This is a genomic window from Spirulina sp. CCY15215 (genome assembly GCF_016888125.1).
Lineage (GTDB): Bacteria > Cyanobacteriota > Cyanobacteriia > Cyanobacteriales > Spirulinaceae > CCY15215.
This window is the reverse complement of the sequence record NZ_JACSWA010000520.1, coordinates 1-20341: the sequence shown is the minus strand read 5'-3', so window position 1 is coordinate 20341 and position 20341 is coordinate 1. Positions and strand designations below refer to the sequence as shown.

The window sequence follows — 20341 nt, the reverse complement described above, 5'->3', positions numbered from 1 at the left end:
CATGACCAACTCTCTCATCAAGTCGTTTGATTTCTCCTTTAACTTCAGTAAAACCAACTTCAACTTTTGTTGCTAAAGAATCAATCTTTTTTTCGAGAGTATTTGCTAAAGAATCTATTCTTTTTTCCTGTTTTAAATCTAAGGTGAGGATTAATTGTCTTAATTCCTCAATTTCGGTTTCCGCTTTACTTGCCATTTTTTTATCACCTCAAAAATAATTTGGGATAATTTGTCAGGAGAGGCGATCGCACTTTCTCCTATTTTCCTAAAATAACATATCATTAGGATGGGCGCACTATCCCCGAAACGCGATCGCAAGTGTAGTTGAAAAATCAAAAAATAGAGACAATTATAAAATTGAGTTTAAAATGAAGGTAAGGAAATCTTACTATTTCTGCTCTAATGTAGCCTTTTGTGACAATGCGCTTTTTACCCTACGATACCTTTACCATTCAAACCCAAAAATCTCTTGCAGATGTTATTTCTCGCTTAGAACCTAAAATTGAAGAACCCAGAATTTTTGGAGGTTGGAATTTCGGTCGCGATCGCGCACCTTATGCGGGTAAAATCTCTAATACGGGGTTTGAGATTCATCGCGTTATTCAGTATCGCAACTCGTTTTTACCCAATATTCGTGGGCATTTTGAGTCGTCACTTCAAGGAACAAACGTTCGCGTCACGATGAGTTTACATCCTTTCGTTACTGTTTTTTTACTGTTTTGGTTTTCGATTTGGTATAGTATCTCAATCCCTCTTTTTCTCTCCGATGTATTGTCTGGAGATATCTCTTTTGAAGCGGAGTTATTTTTAGGGATGCCGATGGTTCTCTTGTTTGTATTCTGGTGTGCATTTTGGTCTGAAGCCGATCGCAATCGTCGAGAATTAACCGCAATTATTTTAGAACAATCTCTTGAGAAAAACTCCTTAAGGAGTTTCTCTCCTAAACTACTTTGGATTGTGGCGATCGCGGTTATTATTCTCTGGAATATTTTTATTTTAAATGGGTTCTTTTCTTCATCTTTTCAACAAGGATTACAGTCTCCTGCGTTAATTTATTGTAGCCAAGGAAAAACTCAATCTCCCTACTGCAATTTTTCCCTTTTGCATAGTTTAGATGGACATCCGACGACTTCTGCGATCGCCATCAGTCCAGATGGTAAAACCCTCGTGAGTGGAGGAAGAGATAAAGCAATTAAAGTCTGGGATATAGAAACAGGAGAGTTAAAAAGAACCCTGCAAAGCGACTCGGGAGAAATTGAATCTCTGGCGATCGCAGCAGATGGAAAAACTGTGGTTAGTGGTAGCGGCGATCGCATGGTGCGTATCTGGGATATTAGCTCAAATCAAGCCCCAAAAATGCTCAAAGGTCATAATAATTATGATGTCAATCAAATCGCTATTTCAGCCGATGGTAAGGCGATCGTGAGTGGGAGTTATAATGAGATAAAAGTCTGGAATTTGGCCACTGGTGAACCAAAAGTAACATTTCCCGAACAGGTTTCAACTGAGATTAATATTGGTCCTTTTACCCTCGGAAATATTGTACCCTATTTTCATCTCTACAGTATCAGTCCAGACGGCAAAACAGCCATCATTGAGTTAGACAATAAATTTGTTGCTTGGGATTTGGAGACGAATCAACAAACTATTTTACCTAAAAATTGGCTTGATAATATTAGCAATGCTCTCATAAGTTTAGATGGAAAATCTGTTATTATTACCTCGTATCGACAGCCAAAAACATTTCTAAAAATCTGGGATTTAGCAACAGGAAATCTCAAGGCAAAAAAGATTATTTCTAAATCTTCCCGATACTACAGTCTAAATATTGCTCTCAGCGGCGATCGCGCGATCGTCAGTACAAAGGAAGGATTGAAAGTATTTAATCTTCAAACTGCGGAATTAGAAGCAATATTAGACAATCTCGAAGACAATCTCGAATCAATGCGTTATCTTCTTATCAGTCCAGATGGCAAACTTCTTGTCGGTATTACTGGTGATGCAGTTACAAAAGATGTCAAAATAAAAATCTTTAGGAATAAATAGGTAGTAGGTGATTTTGTTACGTTAACATCCTCCACTTTTCTTTGTCAACCCCTTAGATTCATTTTTAATATTTTGCCAATTAGGATGTCGATCTTGGAGTTGTTGACCGATTATTTTTATTGTCCCATTGCGATCTAGATAATCATAGAGTTTTTCCCCAAGATTTGCTTCTAATTTGAATGGATACGACCCCATTTTAGAAGTTATTTTTTTAATTAAGAATTCTCTTTTAATCCCATTGTTCTCTAAAAATGGTAATATATCAATCAGATTTTTAGTATTATCTTGTGGCTGGAAACTTTTATCTGGATCTGCTTTCAATGTATATCTCCTACGTCTTTTAAAAGGATGCTGAGAATGGGGAGGATTTACCCATTTATAATGATGTTCGTAAGTTTGATTATTATCAACTATCGGATCTTCTCTTTCAATTCTGTTTCGTTCTTTCCAGTAATTTTTTTCAGCAATTACAAAAACACAATCACAAAAGAGTTTGTTGAATTCAGGAAAAATATCACCAGAAATCCAAAAATTGATTTGACCTTCTTCATTTGTTAATTGTGTGATATGACAATAAGTATGAAGAAAACTTTTATTCCAAAGATAAGGATCTTCATTCCCCCCAAAACTATCATGATAGACAGTTAAATTGTCAATATTAGTGACTGGTCTTTTGGGATGATAGATAAGATAGCTTCTTTTCATTTTCTCTCTTTCTCCAAAATTTGATAGCATTCTGCAACAGTCGTTCGTATTTTCATGGCTTTAACTAATGCTTCATAAGCGGTTTGATGCTTCTCAATTAAAGTTTTAGCCTGCAACTCTCCCCATTGTTGCTTATTGCGAGATTCTCTTGTAGGATAACCCAAAATTGCGAGAGTATCGGTAACTTTTTGGCGATCGCTGCCTCCGCCCTCTACTGTCTTATAAGTGAGAGATTCCGCCGCAATTCCAGCCATCCAAACCGTACAAAAGCGATCGCAGAACAATTGGCGATCGCCAGCTTTTTTTCCTTGCAATAATTCTTCGGTATCAAAACGAACTCCACCTACTCCTTGTTGTCCATTTTTCAAGCTCTCCCATGCGGTAAGATCGTAGCCTGTAACGGGAATGCCGAGATAATATGCTGCGAGAAAATGTCCTGCTTCATGACGCAAGACGCGATCGCGGTGTTCGGAGGAAAAACGCGATACGGTATCGAGGAGTAAGGTTAAGCCTTTTCCTTCCCAACCGAAGCGATCGGCTGTGAGAAAAGCAAGAATTGAGAAGGTTGCGATCGCGGGGACACTCTCAGGAATATGTACTAGCGGACCCAGTAAGATAGAAAGAGTCATCAGGAAAATGGCGATCGCGATTAAATTTAGAGCAGTTTGCTGCATAAAAAATAGAGTTTATCGGTATTAAAAATGCACTTTGCTTGATGTAATCCTAATGATAAACGAAGAAAGACAGATAAACAAACTGGATAAACCGAGTCAAGAATTCAGTTACTTATCGGGACAATGGTTCACGATATCATCTTTGCTAGTGCCAGGGGGATTGTGGTTATTATTGTTGCTAGTTTTCCCAACTCTGATTATTTTTGAACTCAGTTTAGTTCCTAATATTCATCCCGGTGAAATTGTTAATCCAAGCGGCTTAGATAACTATTTTCGTATCTTTCGTCCTGTTTATTTGCGAGTTTTGTCGCGATCGCTATTCTTAGCAGGAGGAACTGCATTAATTTGTCTCATTTTGGGATTTCCTGTTGCTTATTGGTTGGGACAATTTGCCCCTAAACGTTGGCGCAATCTCTTGCTTTTAACTTTTATCTTACCCCTTTGGACTTCTTCTTTATTGCGAACTTATGCTTGGATTTCAATTTTACGTCCCACTGGTCTTTTGAATACAATTTTAACTGCTTGCGGATTACCTTCTTGGAATATTTTCAATAGTGCGATCGCCGTTTTTATCGGCATGACTTACAATTATTTGCCTTATATGGTCTTAATTCTTTATGCGTCAGTGGAGAAATTAGATCGAAATGTTCTCGAAGCATCAGCCGATCTCGGTGCAACTCCGAGGGATACCTTTTGGCAAATTACGATCCCGCAAACGCGATCGGGAATTATTGCCGGATTTCTCTTAGTTTGTATGAGTGGATTAGGGGATTTTGTCGATCCAGAACTGTTAGGTGGTGCATCAAGTATGACAATTTCTCGCCTCATTTACAATCAATTTTTAGGTGCAACTCAAAATTGGGGTTTTGGTTCAGCATTGAGTACGATTTTAATTTTAATGACCAGTATTGCGATCGCCTTATTAATCAAATATGGCGATCGGCGATCGACAGACAATCATTAAGATTTAGCAATTTTTAGGAATTTTTATTCCAGATTAAATTATCTTTTTGATCTATTTTTTTTAATGACCATATTTGAGAGTCCGACAATTCCAAAATCCACTCATGATACTGTTGTAAACTCGGGCGATGTCCAACACTAATAAAGGTTGTTTGAGATGCTAATAAGTGCTGATACAGTTGCTTTTCATTCTCCAAATCTAGCGCACTTGTCGCTTCATCTAAAATCGCATAATTGGGTTTATTGAAGAGAATACGAGCAAATGCAATTCGTTGTTGTTCTCCTAAAGAAAGACGATCCGACCAATTTTCTAAGGCTTCAAAACCGCCATATTGCTTGTCTAAATCTGGTAAATTAACTTGCTCTAAAATCTCTTGCAATGCTTTAGTCTCAATCTCGCGATCGCCATAAGGATAGAGTAATTGTTCTCGCAATGTTCCCATAATCATATAAGGCCGTTGAGGCAAAAAGAGGATATCATCTAATTGAGGTCGAGTAATCCGTCCGGTTCCTGCATCCCATAACCCTGCGATCGCCCGCAAAAGAGAACTTTTCCCGCATCCACTCGGACCGACAATTAATAACCCTTGTCCCGGTTGTAGTGCAACAGAAAGATCGCGAAAAAGAGTGCGCTGATAGTTGGGAGTTTGCAAAGTTAAGCGATCAATGCTTAGAGAAGAATCTTCCACTGTATCAACGGTTGTCATGGTTTTAGGAAGATTATCTCGCACTCTTCTTGGCTTGTCTAAATAACCTTTAAAAGTGTAAAGGCGATCGACTCCAGCCGCAAATTCTGTTAAATTGTCAAAATATGTAATCATTTCGTTCAAGGAGAAAAATATCTTGAAAAATGCACCAGTAGCTTCCGATAATTTGCCAATTTCTAATTCGCCGGATAAAATACTAGGGGCGATCGCAATCGAAGGTATAATATAAGGAAGGAAAAGATAAGTCTTGGACAATAAACCAAAACCTAAATCTCTCCAAAAAATAAGTTTATTGTAGTTCTTGAAAACATCAATAAACATAGTTCGAGTATAATTTGACTCTTGTGCTTCCCCTTGGTAAAATGCGATAGATTCAGCATTTTCTCTGACTCGAACTAAAGAAAAACGAAAGTTTGCTTCTTTTTTAAGTTGTTCAAAGTTCAAGCGAACGAGAATCTTACCAAATAAACCGACAGTGATAAGATTGCCAATTAATGAATAAATTGCTAACAGGATAACGAGTAACTTAGAAATTTTCCATAAAGCAATGCCAAAAAAAACAACCTCCAGTATAGCAGTTAGGAAAATAAGTAAAAATCGTAGAGATTCACGGGTAAATGCACGAATATCTTCAGAAATTCGCTGATCGGGGTTATCTATTTCATGTTGATTGAGAATATCATAAAAAGAACGATGGTGAAAATACTTTTGGATGTAGCGATCCGTCAACCATTTACGCCACAATAGTCCTAGCTTTTCCCGTAGATAGTAGTATCCTGCAATAATAGGAACATAAATAACTAATATTACAAAGAAAATTTTAATGGTTTCCCAAAATCTGATTTCATCTTTTGATGCTAGAGATGAAGTGATATTTCCAATTTCTGTATTTAAACGAACCCCTAATTGAGTATAAGTAACCAGTAGAAAGATCAAGAAGGCTAATAAACTAAAGGCTTTCCATTTTTCTTGTCCCAACCAATAGGGTTTGGCGATCACCCAAAATCGTTGGAAAATTTTTAGATTAAATCGTTCCATTTTATCCTCTGTTCGATCTGTATCATCTAGATTACTATAATAGGTAATGTCCACAACTTGCGATCTAAATCTCAAAGGTTAAAATTGAATGAGAATGTCAATCAATTGGGAGGTGTGCGGAACTTGGGAGTAGAATAGAGACAATGTGAGAGAATATTGTCCGGAAACTCTAGCAAAATGCAAGTAGCTTGTAAGTAATTTACCTATTCTAAAATCCGAGAGCAATTAGGATAAAATATGATACCTTCTAAATTTGTTTTTGCTTGTCATTCTTTGTTTAAAGCGCGATTATCTCGTTCTATTAGCTACTGGGTTTTTCTCGCTATTCTTACAATTGAAGTTGTGATTTTAATTCCCTCTTATCATCGAGAAGAACAAGATTTATTACAACAATTAGAAAATTTAGCAAAAGCCAAAATCAACTTAATTATTATCCTCACGCAAAAAGAAATGAAATCAGATTTATGGGAACAAGAAATTACATCTCTTGTTGATGAATCTGAACTTATTTCAGGATTAACAATGTACGATGGCAATGGAAAAAATAAACAAGAATTTGGTAATCCTCCTCAGTTAACGTATTCCGATTTTAAAGAAGAAAAGAGAAGAACTCAACGCAGTCCCGATGGTTTGTACTATGATGCTGCTTTGTCGCCAGAATATTTAGGAATCGATCGCGTATTAATCATTCGTCATAATGCTGGAGATATACAGAGTCAATTATATCAATATATTTTTCGTATTTCTATTCTCGTGATTATTATTGGTGTATTTGTTACGATTGTAACTATAATCGCTGTGGGTTATATTGTCATTATTCCCATTTTACGCTTGCGAGACGATCTTCGTCTTGCTGGAGACGCATTAAGTCACGATCGCACCAACATAGAGTTACAATCTTTTCAAAGCGATCGCCAAGATGAACTCGGAGAGGTGATGAACGCATTTAAGGAAATGTTTTTGCGAGTTGGATCGGAAATTGTTGAGCGAAAAAAAGCCGATGAAATGAGCCGTCACGAACAAGAAAAATCAGAACAATTGCTTTTAAATATTCTCCCAAAATCAATTGCAAAATCCCTCAAGGAAGGGAAAAAGAATATTGCCCAAAAATATGATAATGTCACAATTTTATTTGCTGATATTGTTGGGTTTACTCAATTATCTTCGGAAATGTCTCCAGAAGAATTGGTCAGTTTACTGAATGAAATTTTCTCGATTTTCGATCGCCTGACAGATCGCTACGATCTAGAAAAAATCAAAACTATTGGCGATAACTATATGGTTGTTGGAGGTTTACCTATTCCCAAAGCAGATAATGCTGCTCTTGTTGCCAACATGGCACTAGATATGATAGAAGAATTGAAGGCGATCGAACAAAAACATCAGCAAAATTTAAGGATTCGGATCGGCATGAATACAGGCTCTGTTGTTGCGGGAGTTATTGGTACGAAAAAATTTATTTACGATCTTTGGGGAGATGCTGTAAATATAGCCAGTCGGATGGAATCCCACGGAATTCCAGGGCAAATTCAAGTCACTCAATCAACTTATAATTGTTTACAAGATCGCTATCTTTTTCAAGAACGCGGTGCGATCGAGATCAAAGGAAAAGGAAATATGTTGGCTTATTTATTAGTTAACAAAAAAGAGGCAAACTATTATGAGTAACTTAGAAATCAAAATTGTTTCTTATTCAGAAGAACGGCAAATATTAGCATCCATTCGCAAGCAAGTTTTTCAAGAGGAACAAAATGTTCCTTTTGAACTTGAATTTGATGGACAAGATGAAACCGCAGAACATTTTTTGGCATATTGGCAAGGAAAAGCGATTGGAACGGTAAGGTTGAGATTTTTAGAGCCACAAACTGCTAAAATTGAGCGGCTGGCTGTTTTAAAAGAAGCAAGAGGCAAAAACATTGGTAAGCAATTGATGCAGGCTGTATTAGAACGTGCCGTGCAAAAACAGGCAAAACAAGCGATAATCAACGCACAATTGTACATTAAAGGACTATATCTCAAACTCGGTTTTGAACCTGTAGGGGAACAATTTACCGAAGCAGGTATTCCTCATCTAAAAATGATTAAGAAATTCTAAGTAGACTTGACAAATATCAGTTTTTATGTTGAAAAAGCAAGATTCTTTGACCCATTCTCGCGCCCTTAAAATTGTCGGTATTATTTGGTTAATTTCTGCATGGTGCGATCGCCTTTGGATCGCCTTAGATCGTAAAGTTCCTGCATGGGATCAAAGCAATCATTTAACAGGTTCTCTCAACTATCTTTATGCTTTCCAAAATGTTCGTTTTTGGGATGGAGAATGGTGGAATTATTTCTGGACGCTAACCCATAAATATCCCCCTTTAACCTATATTTTAACAGTTCCTTTTCAACAGATTTTTGGCAAAGGTGCAGACCAAGCATTATTGGTTAATTTATTTTATAATGGTATTATTCTCCTCTCTGTTTATTATTTAGGCAAACATTTATTTAATTCATTAACGGGAATTTATGCCGCCGCTTTTTGTGTTGTTATACCAGAACTTTATCGCTGGCGCTTGCAATATCTTCTCGATATTCCGGTTACGGCTTTTACAGTTGCTTGTTTTTGCTGTTTAACCCTTTGGAGTCAACAAAAATCCCGCCAAAAGAGTTGGTTATGGACGCTTATTTTAGGACTTTGTTTAGGTCTAGGACTGATGACTAAACAAAATGTTCTCTTTTTTCTCTTTTTTCCTGTCTTATATTTGGTAGTGCGTTATTTATGGCAAAGAAAATGGGAGAAAGTTGCTCAATTAATAAGTAGTTTTTTCATCTCTATACTACTTTGGGGAACTTGGTATCGAACGAATTTTATCTATCTATTTAGCACCTCTCAAAATGCTAATGCTATCCCAGCATTGAGTGAAGGAGATCCGGCACTTAATACCTTAAAAGCATGGCTGTATTATTGGGATTTGATGCCGCGATCGCTATCTTGGATTCTGATTATTTTTCCACTTGTTGGCTTACTCTTATATCTTTGCAAAAAACTCTTAAAAGGCTCTTCTCTGAAGAATTATCGATTACCGATCGCCTCTATTGCATGGTTAGCACTTTATTTTTTCGGGTCTTATTTAATTTGTTCGGCAATTTATAATAAAGACCCTCGCTTTATCATGCCTGCTTTACCAATCGTTGCTGTTTTTTTAGGTTATTGCTTAACTTTATGGCAAGGAAAATGGCAATTTATGCGTCAAGTTACCATTGGGTTAGCCTTTATTTTAATGTTAGTAAAAATATTTCCTATTCCAGGAATGACTCCCATTGCTAACTTATTAAGTCCCAGTCCTCCCTTGCAAACTTATTTAGGCGATCGCTATCCAAATTCGCAAATTATTGCCGAAATTACCAAAGTAGAACCCTATCTCAAAGCAACAGTAGGAACGATTACCAGTACCGAAAGTATCAATCATAATACCATGAATTATTTCGGTGCTTTGGCTGATTTTCAAGTCTATAGTCGAGAAACCGGATCGAGAGAAGAACAACTTGCACAAGATGCGCGATCGCTTAATTGGTTTGTGACCCAAACCGGAGATAATGGTTTAACGAAAGAGACTCAACTTGCTTTAGCAAAAAGTTTACCGGAAAACCCAGATTTTAAACTGCAAAAACAATGGAAACTCCCCAACAGTGAAACCCTATCCCTTTATCATCGTAAAAATCCTCCCGTTACGATAGAAGCGATCGCCTCTTCCAGCCAAAAAGTGCAACTCGATCGCATCTTACTCCCTGCTGAAACTCCCCCAGGAATTCCCGTTCCCGTCACCTATGAATGGTCAGGATCTTGGCAGAATCTCCAAAATGGTTTGCTACTCTTAAAATGGCAACCTGTAACAGGAGAAAATAATTCCTTTTGGCTGCACGATCGCGGTATTGGTATGGGGCAATTATACCCTCAACCCAAAGACAAACAATTCGATTCTTTTCGCGTCATCGAACGCACAGCCATGCTTCCCCCCGAGTCAATTATTCCCCAAAATTATACCCTTGAAGCTATTTATTTAAACCCAAAAACAAGAGAAACTTATCCCATTTCCGTCCCTCCCATCACCCTAACCATTAATCCTAATGCAACCCCTTCTCCCGCACCCGAATTAGATTTTGTGACTCAATTGCGAACTTTAGCCTTAGAATTACCGAAAGGAATTGAAGGATTAGAGCCAATTTTCGAGCAAATAGGGCGTTTCAATCAATACGATCCCCAGCAAGATTATTTAGTCCAAGTAGAGAAAACATTAGAATATCGTTTACAGGAAAAAATAGAAACAAATACCTGTTCCTCCCTCTCGAATTGTCCTTTTCCCACACCATTAAATTTAACCTATGGATTAGCTTTAGCACGGGCATTACAAGAAGATGCTTCCGGAACTTTAGAAGCAATGCAAATGGCTTCCCGTCTTGATGCTGATAACCCATTTGTTCATGCTTATCTCGCCTTTATTCATCTCTACCAATGGCATCCAAAAGCGGCTGAGACAGCCTTAAAACCTGCCCTCGAACTGCGACCCGATATCCCCGAATTTCAGGGCTTATATGGCATTGCAGCCCTCTTACAAGGCAGAGCGATCGAGGCTTGGAAGGTGCTAAAACCCTTGCTCTAAAAAGGAACGATCGCCGTGAAAGTTGTCCCCTCACCCACCTTACTCTCTACCGAAATTGTCCCTGAATGTAAATCTACTGCTCTTTTAACGATCGCCAACCCCAAACCCGTCCCTTGAATATTATTGGCATTTTTGGCACGGTGAAATGCCTCAAATAAATGCTGCATATCTTCTGGAGGAATACCAATACCGCGATCGCGAATTTTAAAAATAGCTTGGCGATCGCAAATTTGCAAATCTAACTCAATTTCGCGATGAAGGGGAGAATATTTCAAAGCATTAGCTAACAAATTACTTAAAATATGATGCAGTAAATGCTCGTCAATGGAGACTTTTTGATGTGGTTTTCCTTGATAAGTAAACAGAAAATCGTGCCGATCGCCATCAGATAAACGTAACTCTGCTAAAAGTTCCTCGCAAAATAATTCCAGATCGATAAATGCTGGATTAAACTCTATTTTTCCAGCATCAGCTTTCCCTAAAATAAGAATATCTTCTAATAATCTCAGAATGCGATCGCAGCCTCTTAACAATCGATCTAACTGTTGCTGTTTCTGTTCTTGAGAGAGTCTATCATCATAATACTTGAGTAGTTTAGCAGCAGCCATAATCACCGTTAAAGGTGTGCGAAACTCGTGAGAAGCAATAGTAATAAAATCCGATTTTAATTGACTCAGTTCTTTTTCTTTATTTAACGCTTTGAAAACCTCTTGTTCCGACTGTTTGCGCTGAGTAATATCGCTTTCGATCGCAATAAAATTGGTCAATTCACCGCGATCGTCAAAAATAGGATTAATACTTAAAGCCAACCAATAAAGTTTTCCATCTTTGCGATAATTCAGAATTTCTCCTTGAAACGGAACTCGATCTTGTATGGCTTGTCGCATTTTTTCTACAGTTTCTCGATCGGTTAAAGCACCTTGAAGAAAATTACCTGGCTTTCTGCCTCGTACTTCTGCTAAAGTATATTGAGTTGTTTTGATAAAACTTTCATTAATCCATTCGATCGCACCGTAGCGATCGCTAATCACGACAAGATTATCAGTTTTACTTGCTACCAAAGACAATTTAGCTAATTCTGCATCAGCCTGCTTGCGATCGCTAATATTCCGCGCTACCCAAATGACAGAATGCTCAGATACAGGAGAAATAGAGGCCACAAACCATGCTATATTACCATTATCCAATAAAGTATATTCAAACTCAATGGTATTCTGTTCTTTTAAGGCCAGTTTCACTTGACCCACAAACCATTCCGAATAAGCACTATCATAAAATAGTTCGAGGGTTTGATTGAGGAAATCAGCGATCGCATCATTGCTTAAATTGGGATTAGGAAGTTCGATCTTGAGATTATCGGTTTCAAGATCAATAACCAAAACAATATCGCTCATTGCACCTAAAAGTGCGTTGGTTTGAGTATAGCTAGTGTGTAATTTTTGTTGCAGCAATTGTTGTAGTTCAATTTCAGCATCCAGTCTGTTAATGAAAGTCTCTTCAACTTCTTGATTAATATTAAGAATTTGTTGAAGATGCTTGACAAGTAAAACACCGATAATTTTATCTTGCTCATCAGCAATGAGAAGATGAGTCAATGGGGAACTCTCAACAAATTTACTGAGTTTAATGGGATTACTCAATTCAGATTCCGGACAAATTGTAAATTCGTGAATGGCGATCGCCTCTACCGAATAATTCTCCCAATCTTGTACAGTAGCGATATGTTGTAACAATTTAGCTTGCGTTAATAGTCCAACAATATCTCTGCGATCGTGAGAATGTCCCACCAAAATACATTCCCTATCTGCTGCATTTAAAGCCGTAAGTGCTTCTCTTGTCAAACTATTTGGCAAGAGGATCGAAGGATTGTAATCAATGACCCGATGAAGCATTTCAATTAGCAATTAGCAATTATTAATGAGGTACAGAGAAGAGAAATTAATTCTCATTTTTTGTCTATTATCTAACAGAAAAGACTTGATTAAAACGGCGAGTAATCGGTTCGATTAAAAAAGTCAAAATAGATTTTTGTCGCGTGACAATTTCCACCGTTGCTGCCATCCCAGGAGTAAATACTACCTCTTGTCCTCGCACCATTTTGGAATATTGAAATAGATTTATCCGTGTAGGAAATACTAATCCTAACTGTTCGTCAGTAATGGCATTCGGACTTATATTAACTACTTTGCCGTCAAATGTGCCAAATTCCTGAAAAGGAAACGTCGCCATCTTAACTTTAACTTTCATACCAAGAGCAATAAAACCAACAGGCTAATGGTTGCAGCCAACAAATGACTATAGAGTGGGGGCAACTCCTGTAACGCTTTGCCTGATTCAAAAGAAAGATAATCTTCAGGATGGGCAAATTGTTCTTTTGTTTGACGGGCTTGGGGAGGAGACGCGGAAAAAGGTGATTTCATCAGACTTCTGCTTTAGGCTAAAGCTGCGCGACCTACTCGCAACAACTGGAAAAGATTTTCCTTCCTTCAGTGTAAACAAACTGGTGAGATGTTTTGTCAACTTTTATCAACTTTTATCAACGTTGCGATCGCGTTGCCTCATTTTTGACAAAAATATATCAATTTTTCTATATTTACACCCTCAAATTTTATCGGCATACTGTAAATAAGTTCGCGGTTGCCATCAAGCATTGTTCCCCTCAATCGCGAGTCTAGTTATCAGAAATTCTATAAGTTTCGATTATTAAAATTGCAAAGTTTGGGAGCTAAACGTCGGAAGGTGGTGTTAAAACTACTTTCCGACTTTTCTTGGCGATCGCCAAACTCGTTTAAGCTATTATAATGAGAATATTGCCTTTAAGTATCGGGTTTGTTAGATTATGCGGAAGAGATATCGGACAAACGGGAATCAAGCCCCTAATGTAAAGATGAGGTTTGCGCGATCGCTGCCAGTGTATGGGATTTATTCTTTACTCGCATGGCAGTTTTTCACGCTTTTTTTACCCGATCGAGTCTTAGCACAGTCAGAGGAGAATCGCCAACGCTTTCTCCCAGCAACATCCTCTTCTCCTAACGATTTTACAGAATCATCTCTTCCTATTTTTAGAGAATCCGATCCTAGAGCGAGAGAGCTTCTTTTCTCCGATCGCCAGGAGGACTTTTCACCTCTTCCAGAAACCCCCACAGATGCTTGGGAAAATATTCTCCCTGTTTTCCAATTGCAAGACGTACAACCCACAGATTGGGCTTACGAAGCATTGCGATCGCTGGTAGAAAGATATAATTGTTTGCAAACCTCGGATGATATCTTTCGCGGGCAGCAAACCCTCAGTCGCAACGAATTTGCTGTAGGTTTAAATGATTGTTTGGCTAATCTACAAAATTTGCTTGCGGTTGATAGAGAAACCGTTCAAAAATTAAGAGAAAACTTTCAGCCTGAATTGACTGAACTTGCTACAACTTCCAGCCAAGTTGATAGTTTAGAAGCCAGAATTACCGAACTACAAGCCAATCAATTTTCAACAACCGTAAAATTTGGCGGTCAAACTGTTCTTAATTTGGCAACCTCTGGGGGAGGAAATCCACCGGGTTTGGGAAACACAGAAACAGTTTTTGCCCATCAAACTCAACTCGCCTTTTTAACTTCTTTTACTGGACGCGATCGCTTTACTTTTGCCTTCAGTACTGGGAATTTTGATAACCTTGGCTTTGCTAATTTTCAAGTTCTCAATACTTACATGGCCTTGCTCAATTCCCAATCGGGTTTAAGTAACGATCTCGTTCTCAATTCTCTTGAATATCGCACGGCTGCTTTTAATAATCGCGTCGTTTTCACAGTTAAACCCCTAGGCTTTAGTCTTACTGATGTTCTCACCGCTAACACGCCCTATCTTGAATCCGGACATGGCGCAGTTTCTCGCTTTGCCTCTGGGAGTCCTTTCTTACAAATTGGTGCTTTAAATTCAGGCTTTGGCTTTGATTGGTTAGTGAGCGATCGCACTCGCTTGCAAATGGCTTATGGCGTTCGGAATAGTTCCGGGAGAGGCTTATTTGATGCCAATCATCGCACATTAGGGATACAAGTTCTGAACAAACCTTCCGAAAATATAATTACGGGGGTAGCTTATCTGAATGGTTACGCTAGTGATGGGCGCTTAGATACATTAACAGGAAGTTTTAACGCCGATACCTCGGGCTTTTTTCTCGAACCCGCCGATATTCATGCGCTAAATTTTACCATGCAAATTCGCCTTCATCCTAACGTTGTTTTAGGAGCATGGGGGGGATTTGCTTTGACGCGATCGCGCGAATCTCAGGCGATCGCCCTCAGTGCAACAGGCTCTCTTTCCCTCGGCATTGCCGATCCTTTTGGACGAGAAGGAGACTTTTTCGCACTCATGTTAGGAATCCCCCCTAAACTGATTGCTGGAGCCGCGATCGAGCGAATTGATGCCGATACATCTCTTCATTTTGAAACCTTTTACCGCTTTCGTATTAACGATAATCTCTCGATTTTACCGGGATTTTTTCTCGTCACCGATCCCGGCCACATTCGCGATAATAGTACAATTTTTGTAGGCTCGGTGCGTACTGTTTTCCGTTTTTGATCGGGTACAATTAAGCAATAATAACTAACTGATAACAAAATGATGTACATTAAGAAATTCTTAGTTATCTTTGCGATCGCATTTTCATTCACGATCGCCCTACCCCAGATTCCCGTACAAGGGCAACAAATTACCAGTGCAACAATTATTGAAATTCTTGACAGCGATCGCGTTTTTATTCAAGGACAAAAAGCGCGATTAAATAACATTGCGCGATCGGGACAACAAGTTAGAACAGAACAAGCCAGGGCAGGACTCAAGTTCAATAATAATGCCTCCATTCGCATCGGTCGCAATTCCTCTTTTGTTGTCGGCAGTCGTTGTGTAGAAGTGCGTCAGGGAAGAGTTGTTATTTCCGGTGCAGCCCGAGGTTGTGTGGGATCGATTGTTGCAGCGACTCGCGGTACAACCTATGCGATCGAAGTGAATGAGAAGCGAGAAGGAACAATTAGCGTACTTGAAGGAGAAGTTGAAGTCGCCGATCTAGACGATCCTAGCGTAGCCTCGCTTCGCATCAAAGCCAAACAGCGCGTTTCCATTAGCGTTGCGGGGGAAATAGGCGCGATCGAACAGTTCAACCAAGCAGAATTTGAAAATCTCTTGCAAGGACAGCTTTTTAATGGTTTTAATGTGGCTTTACCAACCGCCAGCGATCTGATCAATGCCGGGGCGATCGCCTCAGCAGCCTCCCGCAGCCCCAACAATTCAGGCTTTTCGCAATCCTTCTTATCGAGTGCCATGAGTGGAGCCAGCGATCCTATGGCTGCTTCATCGGGTTCCAGCAGTCTTTCTGCCAGTTTCTCGTCAGCCGCCACGATCGCCACAGAAATCCCCGACCCTAATGCAAATTCTACCACTATTAATGCCACCGTCACCCTCTTGAGCTACGATGCAGCTATCTCTCCAGGTATTAGTGGGGATAGCGGCACCTTTACCGATGAAAACGGCACAACCTTCTCAGTAAGTGTACAACGGGGAGACTTTCCGGCGATCGTGACCCTCCCTTCCGATTATGTTATTGATGGCAATGTCCTCAGTACCGATTCTAGTGGCAATGTTTTAATTAATGGCGTGACGGCCAAATCGACTTCTGTGGGATTGAGCGGGAATAATGCAGTGGTTACAGTAGTTGGACAAGACGGACAAGTGTTGCGCTTGCAAGTTTTTAATGTGGACGCAAAAGAACCCACAGCAGGACAATCCTTTTCTGGGCAAATTATTTTCGGACCTGCCCCCGATCGCTAAGATATAGTCGATTTAATGAAAGAATCTAAATTGAGTGGCGATCGCCCTTTCCTTCACCCCCCAAACCTCCTATAATCAAAAATTGCAAACACCTGTTACACAAAATAGCGAGGAGAGCGAGTGTTTCACCTCAGTGGTTACGAATACTTCCTAGGATTTCTGATTTTAGCCAGTTCAGTGCCTGTTTTAGCACTAACGGCATCCTTCCTCTTGCGACCGCGAACGGGAGGTGCAGAACGACGCACCACCTACGAATCTGGCATGGAACCCATGGGGGGCGCATGGATTCAATTTAATATTCGCTACTATATGTTTGCTTTGGTTTTCGTCGTTTTTGACGTGGAAACCGTCTTTCTCTACCCCTGGGCGGTTGCTTTCAGTCAATTGGGACTACTAGCCTTTGTAGAAGCCCTTATTTTTATTGCCATTCTCGTAGTGGCTCTCGTGTACGCTTGGAGAAAAGGAGCATTGGAATGGTCGTGAATAACCCTCAATCTCAAGCTGCGATCGCGCAGCAACAAACCGAAATGATTCTCAATCCTGTCAACCGCACTGGAGTGACCCAAGAATTATCGGAAAACATCATTTTAACCACCGTGGACGATCTCCACAACTGGGCCAGATTGTCCAGTTTGTGGCCGATGCTTTACGGTACGGCTTGCTGTTTCATCGAATTTGCAGCCATGCTCGGCTCTCGCTTCGATTTTGACCGTTTTGGGCTAGTGCCTCGGGCCAGCCCCCGTCAAGCGGATTTAATCATCACCGCAGGGACGATTACGATGAAAATGGCTCCCGCTTTAGTGCGTCTTTACGAACAAATGCCCGATCCCAAATATGTGATTGCGATGGGAGCCTGTACGATTACTGGGGGAATGTTCAGTATGGACTCTCCCAGCGCCGTGCGAGGGGTGGATAAACTCATTCCCGTTGATGTCTATATTCCCGGTTGTCCTCCCCGTCCCGAGGCGATTATGGATGCGATCGTCAAGTTACGCAAGAAGGTGGCAAATGAGTCTATCCAAGAACGCGAACAAATACTACAACAAACCCATCGTTATTACAGCACGACCCACGGAATGAAGTCGGTAGAGCCAATTTTAACCGGGGAATATTTAGCGTCAGCGACTCGCAAAGCCCCCCCAAAAGAGTTAGCTGCGGCGATGGGAATGCCGATCGCGTTGGAAGAAGCAACCGAAAAGGAGGAGGTTTAAGTGAGCGAAGCAGAAACTGAAATTGTTGAAGCCGGTAAGGTTTCCAGTTGGTTAACGGAAAATGGTTTCGGTCACGAAGCCCTAGAGAAGGACCATTTGGGGGTTGAAGTCATTAAGGTGGATGCAGAATTTCTCATTCCCGTGGCAACGGCACTCTATGCTTATGGGTTCAACTGTATGCAATGTCAGGGGGGTTATGATGTCGGACCTGGCAAGGAATTAGTCAGTTTTTATCATTTGATTAAAGTCGATGATAATGTCGATAAGCCGGAAGAAATTCGAGTTAAGGTGTTTTTACCGCGAGAAAATCCGACAGTTTCTTCACTGTATTGGATTTGGAAAGGAGCCGATTGGCAGGAACGAGAAACCTACGATATGTATGGGATTGTTTATGAGGGACACCCCAATCTCAAGCGCTTATTAATGCCGGAGGATTGGATCGGCTGGCCGTTACGCAAGGATTACATTTCACCGGATTTTTATGAGTTGCAAGACGCTTATTAATGTGGGGAATAATCCGATTGTGTAGGGACGTTAAATTTAACGTCCCTACGCGATATTGGGGGTGCGATCGCGCTTAGATTTAACTTTGTTGCTTTTGATTTTCGAGATAGGAAAAAACAGATTTATCGCCAATATCCGGGGGAATTGCTTGGAAGACTTTACGAAGGGCGAAAACAGCAAATAAAATACTCCAACTGGCTAGAAAAAGTTGCTGAATTTCCGAGGGGAAAATTCCCGCCATAAAACCCAATAAAAGAATGGGAACAAGAGGAGTTAAGAGTTTCGTTTCCAAGCGATTAAAACAAAAGGCTTCTTTAAAATAAATGCCTGTTAAGGCTGCAAAAATAAAGCCCGTCCCGAGAAGTGTGAGAGGGTGTTTATAAATGAACAAAGCGAGGGGTTCCGGAGAAGAAAAGGCGATCGCCGTGGAAAAAACCGTTCCCACTAGCCAAAACATCTGTAACAATCGATGTAGCGGCACTAAATAAATGTGAATCGTTAACAGGCTAGTGCCTAAACCTAGAGCAAAGAAGGCAAATAAAACCGTTAAAATATTTAAAACGAAAGGTGTTGCACCCTGCCACAATAGTAAACTCGTTCCTAGCAAGAAAGAGAGTGCAGCCACAGCCAAACCACTGCGATAAATAATGACTCCTTGGCGATCGCGATCGGTGATTGTAAATTCGCCAAACTGTCCTTGATAAATTACGGTTTCAGTAGATTGAGAAGCAGTTACCATTTCAATGAATAATTATCGATGAACCATTAATGATTCATTTTAAACCATCTTTTCTAGGCGGCGAAATTCTTTCTCGATCTCTGCCCAGAGAGAGCGATTGTGAGGATCGGTGCGAAGGGCTTTTTTAAGATAGAGTCTGGCTTTGTCAAATTGGCGTTGATTAATAAGATGTCGTCCCCAACATTGATAGGCGATCGCCTGCCATTGACGCACTTCGATATCGTGAGGAAGGCGAATCGCTAACCCTTCCACTACGGCGATCGCCCTAGCAAAACGACGTTTTTTCAGCAAGTCTTGCAGGAGTTGGTAGGCTTCAAACTTAAGCGATCGTTCTCGTGCTGATAAAGGAGGACGGGGAATTTTCGCTTTTATCGGTTGTTGATAAATGGGAGTTTTGGGGCGAATGGGAGGAGGAGGGGGAGAGATAATACGCGGTAGAGATTTACCCGTTTTGAGAAGGAGTTGATACGCTTCTGTAATCTCAATAAATTTGGCTTGTGCTTCCCCCCGATTGTCAGGATTGACATCGGGGTGATATTGTCTAGCCAAACGTCGATAGGAGCCTTTAATTTGCTCCAATTCTGCTCCAAATTCTAGACCTAACACGCGATAGCATTGCACCAAATTCATTTCTACCAGTTATCCTAGAAGACCGCTATTCAATCTCAAAAATAACTCAGAATGGCTCGGTTGTGATAATTTATGATGAGAAAAGTCGAGGATCTGGTGCAAATTAGGGAATCAAGGATGACAAAAAAAACAATTCTCATCGCAGGTGCAACAAAAGGACTGGGACGGGCAATGACTGAGGGATTTAACCAACTCGGACATAGGGTTCTCGGTTGCGGACGCTCTGAAAGTGAGATTATAAAATTGCAACAAATTTATCCGAATAGTGATTTTCAGGTTGTCGATATTGCCGATGCCGATCGCGTCGAAGCCTGGGGCGATCGCCTCTTCAGTCAAGGAGATATTCCAGATTATCTCATTAATAATGCCGCTTTAATGAATCGTCCCGTTCCTTTCTGGGAAATTAGCGATCGCGAATTCTCCCAATTGATCGATGTCAATATTAAAGGAGTTGCCAATACGATCCGAGCATTTCTACCGGCTATGATGGCGAAAAAAGCAGGAATTATTGTTAATTTTAGTTCTGGTTGGGGGCGATCGACCTCCCCAGAAGTTGTTCCTTATTGTACCTCGAAGTCAGGAACTCACCGCTAAGTCCTCCGGACTCTAGCGGGAGCTTGAAAAAGCCCTAACCTGACCAGACTCAGCGAGAAATCGCTACGTTATTTA

The 20341-nt window shown here is 40.2% G+C and carries 18 protein-coding genes and 2 pseudogenes; 11 read left to right on the top strand and 9 right to left on the bottom strand.

What is annotated here, in order from left to right; genetic code table 11:
* Positions 1–196: pseudogene (locus tag JUI58_RS17795) on the bottom strand (hypothetical protein); the annotation flags it as partial.
* Positions 197–420: 224 nt separating this feature from the next.
* On the opposite strand from JUI58_RS17795, the gene JUI58_RS17790 reads away from it, so the two are divergent.
* Positions 421–2046, top strand: coding sequence for a hypothetical protein (locus tag JUI58_RS17790; RefSeq protein WP_239121555.1), 1626 nt, complete (start codon positions 421–423; stop codon positions 2044–2046).
* Between the two features lie 21 nt (positions 2047–2067).
* Here the strand turns inward: JUI58_RS17790 and JUI58_RS17785 are convergent, their stop codons facing one another.
* Both JUI58_RS17785 and JUI58_RS17780 read right to left on the bottom strand, forming a co-directional pair.
* The gene (locus tag JUI58_RS17785) at positions 2068–2751 is read right to left on the bottom strand and encodes a hypothetical protein (RefSeq protein WP_204105145.1); all 684 of its coding nucleotides are present in this window, start codon (positions 2749–2751) and stop codon (positions 2068–2070) included.
* Positions 2748–3425: an ATP-dependent Zn protease gene (locus tag JUI58_RS17780; protein ID WP_204105144.1), complete on the bottom strand. Its 678-nt coding sequence runs from the start codon at positions 3423–3425 to the stop codon at positions 2748–2750. The genes JUI58_RS17785 and JUI58_RS17780 overlap by 4 nt, the downstream gene beginning before the upstream one ends.
* Positions 3426–3477: 52 nt before the next feature.
* Here JUI58_RS17780 and JUI58_RS17775 point away from each other — a divergent pair, with 52 nt between their 5' ends.
* Positions 3478–4389: an ABC transporter permease gene (locus JUI58_RS17775; RefSeq protein WP_204105143.1), complete on the top strand. Its 912-nt coding sequence runs from the start codon at positions 3478–3480 to the stop codon at positions 4387–4389.
* A 13-nt stretch (positions 4390–4402) separates the two neighbouring features.
* On the opposite strand, the gene JUI58_RS17770 is transcribed toward JUI58_RS17775, so the two are convergent.
* Positions 4403–6133: an ABC transporter ATP-binding protein/permease gene (locus tag JUI58_RS17770; protein WP_204105142.1), complete on the bottom strand. Its 1731-nt coding sequence runs from the start codon at positions 6131–6133 to the stop codon at positions 4403–4405.
* Between the two features lie 237 nt (positions 6134–6370).
* On the opposite strand from JUI58_RS17770, the gene JUI58_RS17765 reads away from it, so the two are divergent.
* From JUI58_RS17765 to JUI58_RS17755, 3 genes are read left to right on the top strand one after another with little or no spacing between them, the layout of a single operon-like run.
* Positions 6371–7801: an adenylate/guanylate cyclase domain-containing protein gene (locus tag JUI58_RS17765; protein WP_204105141.1), complete on the top strand. Its 1431-nt coding sequence runs from the start codon at positions 6371–6373 to the stop codon at positions 7799–7801.
* Positions 7794–8228, top strand: a complete 435-nt coding sequence (locus JUI58_RS17760; RefSeq protein WP_204105140.1) for a GNAT family N-acetyltransferase — start codon at positions 7794–7796, stop codon at positions 8226–8228. Before JUI58_RS17765 ends, JUI58_RS17760 begins: the two co-directional genes overlap by 8 nt.
* A 25-nt stretch (positions 8229–8253) precedes the next feature.
* Entirely contained in the window at positions 8254–10776 is a 2523-nt protein-coding gene (locus JUI58_RS17755; protein ID WP_204105139.1) for a phospholipid carrier-dependent glycosyltransferase, read from the top strand.
* Here the strand turns inward: JUI58_RS17755 and JUI58_RS17750 are convergent.
* The 3 genes and pseudogenes from JUI58_RS17750 to JUI58_RS17740 all read right to left on the bottom strand — a co-directional run bounded on the left by JUI58_RS17750 (position 10773) and on the right by JUI58_RS17740 (position 13196).
* Positions 10773–12668, bottom strand: a complete 1896-nt coding sequence (locus tag JUI58_RS17750) for an ATP-binding protein (RefSeq protein WP_204105138.1) — start codon at positions 12666–12668, stop codon at positions 10773–10775. The genes JUI58_RS17755 and JUI58_RS17750 overlap by 4 nt on opposite strands.
* Before the next feature lie 67 nt (positions 12669–12735).
* Positions 12736–13044 (bottom strand): annotated as a pseudogene (locus JUI58_RS17745) (hemolysin D); the annotation flags it as partial.
* A complete protein-coding gene (locus JUI58_RS17740; RefSeq protein ID WP_204105136.1) occupies positions 13020–13196 on the bottom strand; it encodes a hypothetical protein in 177 nt (58 codons plus the stop codon). The gene JUI58_RS17740 and the pseudogene JUI58_RS17745, both read right to left, overlap by 25 nt.
* A 419-nt stretch (positions 13197–13615) precedes the next feature.
* On the opposite strand from JUI58_RS17740, the gene JUI58_RS17735 reads away from it, so the two are divergent.
* From JUI58_RS17735 to JUI58_RS17715, 5 genes are all read left to right on the top strand, one after another.
* Entirely contained in the window at positions 13616–15343 is a 1728-nt protein-coding gene (locus JUI58_RS17735; RefSeq protein ID WP_204105135.1) for an iron uptake porin, read from the top strand.
* Positions 15344–15382: 39 nt separating this feature from the next.
* Positions 15383–16588, top strand: coding sequence for a hypothetical protein (locus JUI58_RS17730; RefSeq protein WP_204105134.1), 1206 nt, complete (start codon positions 15383–15385; stop codon positions 16586–16588).
* Positions 16589–16708: 120 nt separating this feature from the next.
* The gene (gene ndhC / locus JUI58_RS17725) at positions 16709–17071 is read left to right on the top strand and encodes a photosynthetic/respiratory NAD(P)H-quinone oxidoreductase subunit C (RefSeq protein WP_204105133.1); all 363 of its coding nucleotides are present in this window, start codon (positions 16709–16711) and stop codon (positions 17069–17071) included.
* A complete protein-coding gene (locus JUI58_RS17720; RefSeq protein WP_348539919.1) occupies positions 17062–17799 on the top strand; it encodes an NADH dehydrogenase subunit K in 738 nt (245 codons plus the stop codon). The genes ndhC and JUI58_RS17720 overlap by 10 nt, the downstream gene beginning before the upstream one ends.
* On the top strand, positions 17800–18303 hold the full coding sequence (locus JUI58_RS17715) for an NAD(P)H-quinone oxidoreductase subunit J (RefSeq protein WP_204105132.1): 504 nt from the start codon (positions 17800–17802) through the stop codon (positions 18301–18303).
* Positions 18304–18382: 79 nt separating this feature from the next.
* Here JUI58_RS17715 and JUI58_RS17710 read toward each other — a convergent pair whose 3' ends face one another.
* The gene (locus JUI58_RS17710) at positions 18383–19042 is read right to left on the bottom strand and encodes a DUF2301 domain-containing membrane protein (protein WP_204105131.1); all 660 of its coding nucleotides are present in this window, start codon (positions 19040–19042) and stop codon (positions 18383–18385) included.
* Between the two features lie 39 nt (positions 19043–19081).
* Entirely contained in the window at positions 19082–19672 is a 591-nt protein-coding gene (locus JUI58_RS17705; protein WP_204105130.1) for a DnaJ domain-containing protein, read from the bottom strand.
* A gap of 117 nt (positions 19673–19789) precedes the next feature.
* Here JUI58_RS17705 and JUI58_RS17700 point away from each other — a divergent pair, with 117 nt between their 5' ends.
* Entirely contained in the window at positions 19790–20266 is a 477-nt protein-coding gene (locus JUI58_RS17700) for an SDR family NAD(P)-dependent oxidoreductase (protein WP_204105129.1), read from the top strand.
* Positions 20267–20341: the final 75 nt, after the last annotated feature.